Below are 12,643 nucleotides of genomic sequence, written 5' to 3'. Positions count from 1 at the left end.
GGTGCGGCGGGGCGCGTCAACCGCTTCGTTGCGGGCATGAACGCGATGCGGTCTGCTTGACAATCGAGCGCAGTCGGCTCAAAAAAATTTCTCCGCAGAGGGACCGGTTCCGGGAGGTCATGCGATGCGCACTCGAATGCTTGGGCTGCTTGGAATGGCATTGCTGGTGGGGCGGGTGACGTTGGGATCTCCGGTGATCAGCTATCAGGGGGTGGTGACCGTTCACGGTGCGGCGTACACGGGGACGGGCTATTTCAAATTCGCGCTGGTCGACGGGCAAGGAGTTCAGTTTTGGTCACATGATGGCTCGCCGCCTGGGGCGCCGCCGGCGGGGTGGGTGGCGCTGCCCGTGAACCGTGGGTTGTTCCAAGTGTTTTTGGGCGACACGAACGTCCCAGGGATGACCGTGGCGATTCCTGCGCCTTCGCTGCACGTGCCACCGATCCGGCTCCGCACTTGGTTCTCGACCAACGCGAGCTCAGCTCAACTGCTGAGTCCGGACGTGGTGCTGAAGGTGCCGGACTGGTCGTTGTTGGATACCGGTGCGATGTTGGTGGTGGATGAGGGAGGGCGGGGAGATGTCAGCGGCCTCGCCGCGGCGATGAGGGTGGTGGCGGACAGTCCGTGGATTCACACCGTCTGGGTGGCGCCGGGGTTTTACGAACTGTCCGAACCGGTGGTGATGCCGTCGAACCGCTGGGTGGTGATCCGGGGGTTTGACGAGGGTAGTGTGACGATCCGGCGGGCGGCTGGACCGGCGCTGATTCTGCGCAGTGGTCGGATCTCGAACCTCCGCATTGAGGGTGCGCCGGCGGCGACGGATTCAGGTGGCGGAACGAACGTGTCGGTAGAGCTGGCAGACTGCGTGTTCGCCGGGGCCGGTGGTTTCACGGCGATGGTGCTCGGCGAGACCGGCACGGTGGTGTCGGCAAGCAGGGTGCGGTGGGAGTCGGGTGTCGGAGATGCGCTGCGGGTGGGTGGGGGCGCAGTTCTTTTGGCGAGGGAAAGCCGGATGGAAGTTTCGGGCGGCGGTGGGGCTGCGCTGCGGTTAACGGGCTCGGCGGTTGTGCGCCTTTCGGGTTCGACGATGCAAGGGAACTCCGGGCGAGCGGTGTGTGTCGAGAATGCGGCGATGTCGGGGGGGTTGGAGGTGGTGAACTCGGAGCTGCGCGGTGGTGTCACGAAATCGAACTCTCTGTGCAACACAGTGTTGCGCCTGTGCACGATTTCTGCTGCCGCGACGAATGGGCCGGCGGTGCTGGTGGGGGGTGCGCCCACCTGGAATGAGACGCGGCTTGAGGAATGCGTGGTGGAATCTATCGGGGTGCCCGCGGTATCGCTGTTCGCTCCTCCGCACCTTCAAGCGAGGTTTGTGGTGAGTGACAGCCGGATCCGCGGGGCTCAACTGGGGGCGGGCGCGGCGGTGATGGAGGCGGCGAACGCGAATGCGGTGTGGGCTCTGCAAGTGGAGGTCCAGGGGAGCGAGATTGCGGAAACGACTGACGCGGTCGACGTGCGCGGGGTGAGGTTGTCGGGTGCGGAGCTCCGCTGCGTGGGCAGTGTGATCCGCGGAAGCATCGGGATTGAGGCGAGCATTGGCAGCGAGGTGGCGCTGCGGGGGGTGTCGGTGGATGGCGGCAGCCGGGGACTGTGGTTGAGGCTGGGGGCGAAGGGCAGCGCCATGCACAGTGAAATGATCGCTGGGTCGGAGGAGAGCGACGGTGTGGGCCTTCTCGCGGAAGCGGGCACGGAAATGGTGCTGATCGGGTCGTGGACGGAGGGCCAGGGACCGGGCGCTAGCGCCGTGGGGATCCGCTGTGTCGCGGAGGGGACAAGCGGGCCGACGGTGTACGTCGCGGGCGGCGGTGCGATGGGCGGGAGGCGCGCGGTGCTTGTGGAGGGAGGTGTGCTGGCGGCGATGAACGCGACGTTGGTGACGATGAACGGGTTGCCGGTGGAAGTTCGGCGCACCGCTGCGGAGCCGAACACCCAGTTCCACGCCTGCCAGTTGATGCGCTTGAGCCCGGCGTCGACGCCGGCGTTGCTGCTGGCCGGCAACCCGGCGCCGGTGCCGACAGTCGTCAATTGCTACCTCAGCGCGCCCGGCGCGGGAGCTTCGATCGCGCTGGAAAGCGCTTTGGGTGGGCAGGTTCGCCTGCTCAACTCGGTGTTGAGCACGAACATGGGAGCAGGGGTGACCATCGCCCCGGCGACCAGTTTGGGCTACGGGAACTACGTGCCATGAGCGATCGGCGATTGTTCTGCCTCCTGTGTTTCGCGGCTGTCGCCTGCTGGGTGGGCCGTGCGTTCGGTGCGGTGCAACAGGGTGGGGCCTATGCGATCGAGCAGGCGACGGTGGCGATGTCGTCAACTCCGATTCCCTCCGGAGCGGGTAACTGCCAGGTGCTGGCGGTGTTGGGGCAGGAAGGGGGGATCGGCGAAAGCGCAACGGGGGCTGGAGTGGAGGTGGCGTGGGGCATTCTGGCCATCCGACCCGCCTGGGACACCGACGGCGACGGCCAGCCGGATGACGAGGATCCCGATCTGGATGACGATGGTTGGGCGAACGCGATAGACGCTCTGCCTTACGACACGGACAACGACGGTCTGAACAACGTGGTGGATGAGGACGACGACAACGATGTTCTCACCGACCTCGAGGAGGGGGAACTCGGCACGAATGCGCTGCGTCCGGACACCGACGGCGACGGATTCGATGACGGCACGGAGGTGCGCGTGCTGGGGACGGACCCGCGGCAGGCCGGTGACCATCTCCGATGTGCGGACGTCCGCATATCGGGAGGTCGCGCGCTGGTGACGTGGCGGGCATCCCCTGGGATCGTCTACCGTCTGCAACGTAGCCACGGCCTTGCGCCCGGCAGATGGAGCGACGTGAGCGGGCCGGTGGTCGGTTCGGGCCTTCTGCTCACCGTGACGGACTCGGTGCCGACGGCTGCCGCTTTCTGGAGAGTCCGAGTTTCAGCCGGTGCACCGTGAGGCGAGCCACGGCGGCGCTGGGTCGGCTGTTCCAGCCCACAGAGCCGTTGCGCGCGGCTGATGCGGCGGCAGGGCGTTCGGAATCTTGGTCACCGCATGGTCACGGAAACACCGCGACAACGGGAGCGTGATCGGAGGGTTTCTCCCACGTGCGGGGTTCGAGATCAATCCACGCATCTTTCGCCTCGTCCGCGACGGGCGCCGTGGCGAAGATGTAGTCCAACCGCCAGCCCAATCCGCGCCGAACGGCGTTCGGAGTGCGGTAGTCGAAGAAGGAATACCGGCCCGGCTCGGGGTGAAAGCGCCGATAGACGTCGATGAAACCCCAGTCCCGACAGGCGGCCAGCGCGCGACGGGCGTCAATGTGAAAGCAGACGTGATCGGTGTATTGGTCGGGGGCATGCACGTCTTCCGGTTCGATCGCAACGTTCATGTCGCCAACCCAGAGCACGCGGTCCCGGTCGGGCCGAAACCGTGATGCCCAGAACTCCCGGAGGCGCGCGAACCATTGAAGTTTATACTGGTAATGTGGGTCGCTGATTTCTCGTCCCTGCGGCACATATGTGTTCACGACCCACAGATCGCGAAACCGGGCGCGCATGATGCGGGTCTGATCGGGGGGAGTTCCGATGGGGAGGCCGAATTCAACCTCGTCCGGCGGACTTCGGGAGAGAATCGCGACACCGTTCCAGGCTTTCTCGCCGCGGAAGGCAACGTGGTAGCCAAGCTGCTCGAGCTCGCGGCAGGGGAACTCTTCGTCGCGGACTTTCGTTTCCTGCAGGCAGAGCACGTCGGGTCCCGCAAGGGAAAGCCAGCGCACGAGCACAGGCATGCGCGATCGGATGGAGTTCACATTGAAGGTGGCGATCTTCATGGAGGTACCTCTCTCGGCAGTGCGCGGCTTTCGCGGACACGAAGGGTGATACGAGCCGGCTGCGCGGGCAATTCGAAGTCGACGTCCTCGATCACCCAGCGGTCGTTGATCTTTCGCACACTTTTTACGGAGAACCGGCGAAGTACGCGGCCGCCCGGTTCGCGTCCTTCCGCCTGAAGCAGGAGATGTTCGCGGGCGTCCACCCACACGCGCACCGAGGCAAAGCGGCCGGGGGCCGGCGGCAGCAGCTCGGCGACCCAGCACTCGCGTGCCCGCTTCATTTCCATGCCGAGCACGCGACCGCGGTTCCACCATAGAAAATCGAACAGGAAGTCGGACCACTGCAGTCCGGTGTCGAGCACGGTGGCGTCGGGCGGAACGGCGCGGCTCAGCGCGTGTTCCGGCGCTTCTTCGCGCAGCGTGACGGTGCCGTCCGGTTCGAGCTGCGCCTGTACAGCCGCCAGCTCCGCGCCGAACGCGTCCGCGATCCGCACGCGACCTGAGGGAGGATGTCCCCGCAGGTCGAGCCGGATATCGGCGAGGAGCGTTCGCACGGGTTCGCCGCGGTTATCGCGGATCAGCAATTCGCCGTTGATGTGCCAAGCTCCGTGGGGGAACGTGTCGCGCACCCGGGCCATCAAGTCCGCGACGGAGGGCGGAGGTGGAATGGCGGGCTCGACGTTGGACTCCTGGGCGCCGACGTTCAGCACGGCGGCGGCGAGCACGGCGGGGCCGAACCGCCGGATCATCATGAGTCATCTCCGAAAATGACCGCGAGCGCGGCGTCCACGTCGCGGACGCGGATCAGTTGGAGCTGGCGGCGGACCTCGAGCGGCACCTCAGCGAGATCGTCGCGGTTGGCGGCGGGCAGAATCACACGTCGGATGCCGCCGCGCGCAGCCGCGAGAACTTTTTCCCGGATGCCACCGACCGGCAGCACGCGCCCGCGCAACGTGATTTCGCCGGTCATCGCGCAGTCGGAGGGGACGGGTTGGCGTCTCAACAGCGAGACCAGCGCGACCGCGATGGCCAGGCCGGCGGAGGGGCCATCCTTGGGGACCGCGCCCGCGGGGACATGAATATGCAGATCGTGATGTTCGGTAAAGTCGGCGGGAAGGTCCCAGGCTTCCGAACGGGCGCGCACGAGCGATACGGCGGTTTCAGCAGATTCCTTCAATACGTCGCCGAGGAGCCCGGTAAGAATGCGGCGACCCTGGCCGTGCATTGTGGCGACTTCGATCGTGAGGATGTCGCCGCCTTCCGGCGTCCAGGCGAGCCCCTGCGCGAGACCTGGCGGGGGGTTCAGATCCCGACCCGCATCAGGAATACGCGGTGGACCGAGCCAGCGCCGGAGGCGGTGGGCGCGTGCGCAGAAGCGCGCGCGGGGGCGCGCGACGATCGATCGGGCGGCCTTGCGGCACAGCGCGGCCAGATGACGGTCGAGTTGCCGCACGCCGGCTTCGCGGGTGTAGCGGCGGATGATCGTATCGATCGCCTCATCCGGGACCTCGAGCTGATGGGGGCGAAGGCCGTGTTGCTCTATCTGTCGGGGCAGCAGGTGGCGCCGTGCGATCTCGAGTTTTTCGCGAGGGGTGTAGCCCGGCAGCTCGATCACTTCGAGACGGTCACGCAGCGCCGCGGGGACCGGATCGAGCACGTTTGCAGTGGTGATGAACAGCACGTGGGAGAGGTCGAAGGCGACATCGAGGTAGTGGTCGCGGAACTGGCGGTTCTGTTCCGGGTCGAGCACTTCGAGGAGCGCTGCGGCCGGGTCGCCGCGAAAGTCGCGGCCGATTTTGTCCAATTCGTCCAGCATGAACACCGGATTGCGGCTGCCGGCGCGTCGGATGCTCTGCAGGATGCGACCGGGTAGCGCGCCAACATAGGTGCGCCGATGGCCGCGGATTTCGGCCTCATCCTGCAGGCCACCCAGCGAGAGCCGGACAAACCGGCGTCCCATCGCGTCGGCGATGGCCTGGCCCAGTGAAGTCTTGCCGACGCCGGGAGGCCCTACGAAGCAGAGAATGGGACCGGCGAGGTCGCGCTTCAGCCGCAACACCGCGAGAAATTCGAGGATACGTTCGCGGACCTTGTCGAGTCCGTAGTGGCGGGACGAGAGTACGCGACCGGCCGCGCGCAGATCGAGGCGGTCTGTCGTCTCAACCGACCATGGCAGCGAAGCGAGCCAGTCCAGATAGGTGCGGGCGACACCGTACTCGGGTGAGGCGGGTGGCAGCACCGCGAGCCGTTCCAGTTCTGCCTCCGCCGCGCTGGACGCCTCCGGCGGGAGTTTGGCCTCGCGAAGCCGTTCGCGCAGCCGCTCGATGTCCGAAACGGTGGACTCCGTTTCGCCGAGTTCCGCCCGGATTTGGCGGAGCTGTTCGCGCAGCACGTGTTCGCGCTGCGTCTTCGAAAACGTCTCTGAAACACGCGCCTGAATTTTTCTGCCGAGCTGCAAGACTTCGCGTTCCCGGTTCAGCAACACCAGGATCCGTTCGAGCCGCGTTCGGACGGAGAGCTCGGCGAGCAACGCCTGGCGCTCGCTGATCGGCATCGGCAGGTTGGCCGCGATGAGGTCGGAGAGGCGGGCCGGATCTTCGGTGTTGAACAACGCAATTTTGAGCTCCTCCGGCAGCACCGGCGAGAGACTGATCACTTCCATGAACTGATGCGACGCGGTACGCGCGAGCGCTGCGAGTTCCGGACCGCTTTCCACTATGTCATCCAACAGCATCACGTCGGCACGGAGGAACGGATCGCCGGTGCGCTCCCACGGGCCGAGTCGACAGCGGCGTTCGCCCTGCACGAGCATCCGGACGGTGTCGTCGGGGAACCGGAGCATGCGCAAGACCCGGGCGAAACACCCCACATCGTGCAGCTGCTCAGGGCCCACCTGGTCGTCGGGCAGGTCTCCCTGCCGCTGCAGCACGCCGGCGAACAGACGATCGCCAGCGGAGACGAACTCTGCCAGGCGTTTGGAACGGGCCGTGTTGATCAACAACGGCGCAATCATCGCAGGGAAAAGAACGACGTCGTTGAGCGGCAGGATGGGGACGGCAGGGAGCACCGTCCCGCGGCTTTGAGTGCCCGGTGGCGGCGGGCTGGACGAATGGCCCATCGCGCGCGTGTTCATAAGGAGCATTCTACGGAGGGACGAGGCGCGGAGCGACCCAGCCCGGCATCAGGGAAACGCCGCTCGCCAGGCCGCGATCGAGTTCCGCAGATTGTCCTGTTTCAACCCGCCGATGCCCCATAGCTGAAGACAGATCGGGCCCCGGAAGCCTCTCCGGTCAAGTTCACGGACAACGGCGGCCCAGTCGAACGTGCCCCGGTGGAGGGGCTGGATGAGGTTGGCCCAGGAAGTGTCGTTGGTGACGGTCGCGCCGTTGATGGTAACTGAGTCCAGCAGCGGCATCGCCTCGTCGAGGTGCTCGGCCAGGTTGCGACCGTCCGTCTTGAGCCAGTGGGCCAGATTGAACGTTACGACGACGTTGGGCCGCGCCGTTTTGCGGGCGAGTCGCACGGCATGTTCAATTCGTTCCATCCAATAGCCACTGTGATGGTAGAGCGAGATCGTGACCCCGGCGGCAGCGGCGCGGTCCGCCAGCCGGCGAAGCCCATCCACGGCCGGCTCGTCTCCAGCTTCCGAAGATCGGGCGAAGTCGCTGCTTTGAATCGCGAGCCAGAGACGCGGTGCGAGCCCGCGCATCGCGGCAAGCACGCCATCCACTCGTGGGTCGGGAACCAGCGCGTCCCGTTTCAGTTGCGCAACCGTGTACACGGCGATCAGTCGCAAGCCGATGCGCTCGGCGTGCTCGCCGACGCGGCGCAGACGCTCCGGATCGCCGAGTGACCAGGTCACGCCGGCGAAGCCGAGGCTGCGCACAAGTTCTAGCTGCTCGATTTCGTTCATGCCCGGCACCTGGAAGCCGGTGTCCATCGCGAAGAGGTCGCGTCCGGCAGAGGCACATGCGGTCCCCAGGAGGGCCAGTGTGATCAGCGAGCGGACGGCTGGGGCGTGGAGGTGCTGGCGAGCTCCTCTCGTCGGCTCGTTTCCCCCCGCGGGTCGCGGGACTTCACCTGCGTGCGGTGTCATTGCGATGACTCTTTTTGAGCGGCGGCTGCAGAGGCGCCTTGTAGGACCGAACGCGGACGCAATCAAGCCGTTCGGGACCTGCGCGTCTGCCGGCATCGGGTGGGTCGCAGCGGACGGGCGCCGGTGCGTACCGTGTGGATCGGCGACGAGGGGGTACCGGCGCCGTGGCGGTGGTCGGTTGCTGGCGATGCGACGCTAGCCGATCGCACCAGAAGTGCGGATCCCAGGGGGCGCAACGGGAACCATCTGGTTTTCACGGATTGGCGGTCATGCTGGTGAGAAATGGGCGTTGGGTTCGCCGCGCGATGCGATGGTCAATGGAGGCGATTGTTCGATGGCCGGTGACCGCGACCAATGGGAAGTTGGTGGCCTTTGGCTGGTGATTTGGCGCACGGGGCTTATGATGGGGCTGACGGAATAAGCGGGGGATCACATGTGGCACATCCATCAGCGGGTGATGGTGATTTCCGCCGCGGCGATGACGGCCGGTGTGGCGGCAGCCGGGCATGTTCTGATTGGGACGTATTCACGGCGCGGCAGCGAAGGAATTTATTCGGCCGAGTTTGACCCTGCCGCGGGGCGTCTGAGCGTTCCCCGCCCGGTCGCCGCGGCGACGAACGCGTCGTTTCTGGCGCGGCATCCGAGCCGGCCGGTGGTTTATGCGGTGTATGAGCTGAACCGGTACGAGGGGCGAGCGGAAGGCGCGGTAGCCGCATACGCTTGGCGGGCAGATGGTGGGCTGGACCTGCTCGTTGTGCGTCCCACGGAGGGGCCCGTGCCATGTCATTTGGCGGTGGATCCTCGGGGACGCTGGCTGGTGGTGGCCAACTATGCGGATGGGAGTGTCGCGGTGTTCCCGCTCGATTCGGAGGGGCGGCCGGGTGCGCGACGGCAGCGCATCCAGCACGAAGGCTGTGGGCCGAACACGCGTCGGCAGCAGGGACCGCATGCGCACGGGGTGACATTCGACCAGCGGGGCGATTGGTGCTGGATACCAGATCTGGGGGCCGATGCCGTTTTCGGTTATCGGGTGACGGACGCTGGGCTGAAACCATCCGCAACGGCCACCGGTCGGCCGCCGTCCGGATCCGGTCCTCGCCATTTCGCGCTGCATCGGAATGGCCGGTGGGCATATTCCGTGAACGAGCTGACATCCTCGGTGACGGCGTACGAATGGGATGCGGAACGTGGAGTGCTGACGGCGAGGGAGACGGTCTGCGCTCTTCCGCCGGAGTTTCAAGGCGTCAGCACCGCCGCGGAGATTTCGATTCACCCCAGAGCGGAGTGGCTCTACACCTCCAACCGGGGCCATGACAGCATTTCGAGGTTTCGCCTGGACGCAAGTGGACGGCCGGCACTGATGGGTCACACCGCCACAAGAGGCCGGACACCACGACATTTCGGGGTGGACGCCTCGGGGCGGTGGCTCGTGGTGGCGAATCAGGACACCGACAACGTGGTGGTGTTTCCGTTGGATGAGGGGACGGGTGCACTTGGTGAGCCAACAAGCGAGATCTCGGTGCCGGCGCCGGTGTGCGTGCTGTGGCTCTGATAGGGCGGGATGTGAGGGCGTCGCGCGGCGCGAAGGGGTCAGGAGCCCGCCATGCATGTGGAGGTTGCGGCGCGCCGTATCCATCGGACGCGCTGCCGTGGCGGTGCGAGCAGTGCGGCGGGTTGTTTTGCGTGTTGCCGTGCGGTCGGGCGCCGCTGCCGGAAAGGAAGGCGCCGGGTCTGGCACGGTGGGCGCAGTGGCTGGGGGTACCTTCGGACGCGCTGAGGCGGGTATCGTTGGGAGAAGGGGGAACGGCGCTGTGTTGGGCGCGCACCGCCGGCGGGGCGGAGGTGGCGCTGAAGGTCGAGGGGCAGAACCCCACCGGATCGTTCAAGGATCGTGGTGCGGCGGTGCTCGCAGCGGCAACCCTCTGCAGGAACCTTCGCGAGGTGGTCGAGGATTCTTCCGGCAATGCAGGCGTGGCGCTTGCCGCGTATGCGGCGCGAGCGGGTATTCGCGCGAGGGTGTATGTGCCGGAAGGTGCCTCGGGCACAAAGGTGTTTCAGATTGCGCTGCATGGCGCGCAGTTGATCCGTGTGCAGGGGTCAAGAGCGGCGGCGGCCGCCGCCGCAATTGCGGAGGCGGAGAGCGGCGTGGCATATGCGAGTCACGCGTATCAGCCGTTCCAGATCGCGGGGTATGCAACGATCGCCTTCGAACTGGTTGAGCAGTTGGACACACTGCCCGGCACCGTGGTGGCGCCGGTGGGGCAGGGGGGGCTTCTACTGGGATTACACCTGGGATTCATGGAGATCGTGGGTGGTGAAGCAACCCGCCTGCCTCGTTTGGTCGGCGTGCAGGCGAGGTGTTGCGCACCGTTGGCGCACTCATCCGGTGTGGCGGGAGCGGAGGTGGCGGGCCGGACCTGCGCGGAGGGGATTTGCGTGGAGCGACCGGTCCGGACGGCGGAACTGCTCGGGCTGGCGCGGCGGGGGGAGGTTGAGCTGGCGGTGGTCGACGAGCCGGACATTCGTGCCGGTCGCGCGGAGCTGGGCTTGCGTGGCTTCGGCGTCGAGACGACCTCGGCGGTGGTTTGGCGGGCGATCGAGCGCGGTCTGGAGGGGGGTGGGTGGCGAGATCCCGTGGTGGGGATTCTGACCGCGCACGCGCTGAAGACACCGGTAATGTGATCCCTGAAGAGTGCTGTCTCGACCCGCATGCGTCGCGACCGTGACGGAGTTGCATTGTGTTCGGAATGATGTATCCTGGCTGTGCTTGCATGCGGATCGTAGCAGCAGTTCGGTTGGTAGATTGCCCACCTGGCCGGTGTTCGTGCCTCGGTGACAGTCCGAAACCCGAAAGACTCGGGAACAGCCACTGAGGCGTCCGCGTTGCCGGCGGGAAGAAAGAGAACACAACATGGCCACACGACTGTTCGTGGGGAATCTGTCCTTCGACACCACGGAGGACGAGCTGCGCAGCCTGTTCGAGAAGTCCGGGCAGGTGGTGAGCTGCGAGATCGTGCTCGACAAGTTCAGCGGGCGATCGCGCGGGTTCGCGTTTGTGCAGATGGCGTCGGATGACGAGGCGTCACGTGCGATCGCCGACTGCAACGGCTATCGGCTGGGCGGGCGTGCCCTGACCGTGAACGAGGCGCGTCCGCGTGAAGAGCGCGGGCCGCGCGGTGATTTCGGCGGTGGCGGTGGGCGGTTTGAGCGCGGCCGCGGGCGCCGGTTTTAACGGAAGACGATCAAGATGGTGCGGGCGCCCGTGTGGGCGCCCGCGCTTTTTGTTACTACGCATCCCCAAAACGGCGCAGGAGGCCTTGGTCCCGGCATCACCCGCACCGCTTTGCATGTGAAAGCGGAGTGCTTCAGCTGGGCCGCACATTCACTCCCAGATCAGTTCGTTGGGATTCTGAGCGGAAGCGTTGCCGGGGGGCGGGGGCTGCAGGGACCTGGGAGCGATGGCGTAGCGTTTGAACTGGGTGATTGGCGAATTCGGGGCCCGACGAGGCGCCGGAGCCTCGGTGGACGCCGGGATCACGGGAGGGGCGGCCGCCGCGGGGGCGGCGGGGCCGGGACGAAAGCCAGTCGGTTGCGAGGGGGCGGTGGTGGCCACCGCCGCGCTCGGGGTGGGTGAGGCTTCTGGCGGGGGCGACTGAACGTTGCCCTGCTCACGAGCGTCGAGGAGGCGTCGAAGGTTTTCGCGTTCTCTCGCGCGCCGCGTGGTCGTGGCGTGGGCGGCTGCCGCGAACACGAGACTCAGGACCGTCGCGATCAGACCGGTGATGGTAAGAGCGGCCGGATCCCAGCTCATCAGGCGGGCTCTCCGGCGCCGACCGCCGATGTCACGGAACGCTCGATGCCGGCCTCGGCGACGGCCTGGTGCACGATTTGCCGGGTGATCTTCGTCGCCTTCATCACGTATCCCATCATCAACGCAACGTCACAGAGATTGTTGATGACGCGCGGGATTCCTCCGGAGGCCAGCGCGACCTCCCGCAGGGCGTCTTCATCAAACACCCAGATGTCGCCCCCGGCCGCGCGCATCCGGAATTCCACGTACTCGATCACCTGACGTTCATTGAGGGGCTGGAGATGCCAGATCATGGAGAGTCGCTGACGGAGAGCTGCTTCGCGGAAGATGCTGGCGACGAGTTGATCGTGACCGGCAAGGATGATGGTGAATGCGGCGGACTCGGTTCGTCCCGTGGTGGAAGGCAGCCGGATATTGGTCAGCAGATGAAGGAAATCCAGGGAAGCGGAATCCCGAATCAACTGTGCCTCGTCGATCGCGAGCACAGTGTGCACGAACGGTGGCCGAGTGGCGACGACGAGCTCGCGCACCGCATCGAGCACGGCCGCCACATCCGCAAACGACATTGATGGGATCAGCGCACGGCCGATCTGGCGAGCCAGTGTGTCGACGCCGCCTGGCGGCACGTCCAGTCGGACCATTTTCGAGGTGCCCTGGCTTTCGACATGCCGGGCAAGAAGCTCCAGAATCATGGACTTGCCGACGCCGTACGGTCCGACCAGTACGCCGCCAAGTTTGCGGCCTTGTACGATATAGATCAGGCGAGCCAAACCCTCCTGGTGTTGGTCGGAGAGATAGGCAAAACGCGGGTCAGCAACGTTCTGAAAGGGCTCCTCGCGCAGATTCCAGTGCGACAGGTACATTG

10 protein-coding genes are annotated in these 12,643 nt (G+C 66.1%); 5 read left to right on the top strand and 5 right to left on the bottom strand.

Features of this window, described 5'->3' with window-relative positions; all coding sequences use genetic code 11:
• Positions 1-124: 124 nt before the first annotated feature.
• Both N2652_01215 and N2652_01210 read left to right on the top strand, forming a co-directional pair.
• Positions 125-2,245: a hypothetical protein gene (locus tag N2652_01215; GenBank protein ID MCX7817829.1), complete on the top strand. Its 2,121-nt coding sequence runs from the start codon at positions 125-127 to the stop codon at positions 2,243-2,245.
• A complete protein-coding gene (locus N2652_01210; GenBank protein ID MCX7817828.1) occupies positions 2,242-2,997 on the top strand; it encodes a hypothetical protein in 756 nt (251 codons plus the stop codon). Before N2652_01215 ends, N2652_01210 begins: the two co-directional genes overlap by 4 nt.
• A 100-nt stretch (positions 2,998-3,097) precedes the next feature.
• Here the strand turns inward: N2652_01210 and xth are convergent, their stop codons facing one another.
• The 4 genes from xth to N2652_01190 are packed head-to-tail and all read right to left on the bottom strand — an operon-like array spanning position 3,098 to position 7,811.
• The gene (xth, locus tag N2652_01205; protein ID MCX7817827.1) at positions 3,098-3,871 is read right to left on the bottom strand and encodes an exodeoxyribonuclease III; all 774 of its coding nucleotides are present in this window, start codon (positions 3,869-3,871) and stop codon (positions 3,098-3,100) included.
• Positions 3,868-4,623, bottom strand: coding sequence for an outer membrane lipoprotein-sorting protein (locus N2652_01200; GenBank protein MCX7817826.1), 756 nt, complete (start codon positions 4,621-4,623; stop codon positions 3,868-3,870). The genes xth and N2652_01200 overlap by 4 nt, the downstream gene beginning before the upstream one ends.
• A complete protein-coding gene (lon, locus tag N2652_01195) occupies positions 4,620-7,004 on the bottom strand; it encodes an endopeptidase La (protein MCX7817825.1) in 2,385 nt (794 codons plus the stop codon). Before lon ends, N2652_01200 begins: the two co-directional genes overlap by 4 nt.
• A gap of 48 nt (positions 7,005-7,052) precedes the next feature.
• The gene (locus N2652_01190) at positions 7,053-7,811 is read right to left on the bottom strand and encodes a sugar phosphate isomerase/epimerase (protein ID MCX7817824.1); all 759 of its coding nucleotides are present in this window, start codon (positions 7,809-7,811) and stop codon (positions 7,053-7,055) included.
• Between the two features lie 589 nt (positions 7,812-8,400).
• Between N2652_01190 and N2652_01185 the strand changes: the two genes are divergently transcribed.
• From N2652_01185 to N2652_01175, 3 genes are all read left to right on the top strand, one after another.
• Positions 8,401-9,519 carry a lactonase family protein gene (locus tag N2652_01185; GenBank protein ID MCX7817823.1) on the top strand — a complete coding sequence of 373 codons (1,119 nt, stop codon included), beginning with the start codon at positions 8,401-8,403 and terminating at the stop codon, positions 9,517-9,519.
• Between the two features lie 131 nt (positions 9,520-9,650).
• Positions 9,651-10,649: a pyridoxal-phosphate dependent enzyme gene (locus N2652_01180; protein MCX7817822.1), complete on the top strand. Its 999-nt coding sequence runs from the start codon at positions 9,651-9,653 to the stop codon at positions 10,647-10,649.
• Positions 10,650-10,878: 229 nt separating this feature from the next.
• The gene (locus tag N2652_01175; GenBank protein MCX7817821.1) at positions 10,879-11,199 is read left to right on the top strand and encodes an RNA-binding protein; all 321 of its coding nucleotides are present in this window, start codon (positions 10,879-10,881) and stop codon (positions 11,197-11,199) included.
• Positions 11,200-11,777: 578 nt separating this feature from the next.
• Here the strand turns inward: N2652_01175 and N2652_01170 are convergent.
• On the bottom strand, positions 11,778-12,641 hold the full coding sequence (locus tag N2652_01170) for an AAA family ATPase (protein MCX7817820.1): 864 nt from the start codon (positions 12,639-12,641) through the stop codon (positions 11,778-11,780).
• Positions 12,642-12,643 lie beyond the last annotated feature (2 nt).

Source organism: Kiritimatiellia bacterium (assembly GCA_026417735.1).
Classification (GTDB): Bacteria; Verrucomicrobiota; Kiritimatiellia; order PWTM01; family PWTM01; genus CAACVY01.
Note: the sequence above shows the minus strand (reverse complement) of the source record. Positions and strands in the feature narration are given on the sequence as shown.

Coding starts and splice junctions, on each gene's coding strand:
- N2652_01215 (MCX7817829.1), top strand. CDS start 125: ATGCGCACTCGAATGCTTGGGCTGCTTGGAATGGCATTGCTGGTGGGG.
- N2652_01210 (MCX7817828.1), top strand. CDS start 2,242: ATGAGCGATCGGCGATTGTTCTGCCTCCTGTGTTTCGCGGCTGTCGCC.
- xth (MCX7817827.1), bottom strand. CDS start 3,871: ATGAAGATCGCCACCTTCAATGTGAACTCCATCCGATCGCGCATGCCT.
- N2652_01200 (MCX7817826.1), bottom strand. CDS start 4,623: ATGATGATCCGGCGGTTCGGCCCCGCCGTGCTCGCCGCCGCCGTGCTG.
- lon (MCX7817825.1), bottom strand. CDS start 7,004: ATGAACACGCGCGCGATGGGCCATTCGTCCAGCCCGCCGCCACCGGGC.
- N2652_01190 (MCX7817824.1), bottom strand. CDS start 7,811: ATGGACACCGGCTTCCAGGTGCCGGGCATGAACGAAATCGAGCAGCTA.
- N2652_01185 (MCX7817823.1), top strand. CDS start 8,401: ATGTGGCACATCCATCAGCGGGTGATGGTGATTTCCGCCGCGGCGATG.
- N2652_01175 (MCX7817821.1), top strand. CDS start 10,879: ATGGCCACACGACTGTTCGTGGGGAATCTGTCCTTCGACACCACGGAG.
- N2652_01170 (MCX7817820.1), bottom strand. CDS start 12,641: ATGTACCTGTCGCACTGGAATCTGCGCGAGGAGCCCTTTCAGAACGTT.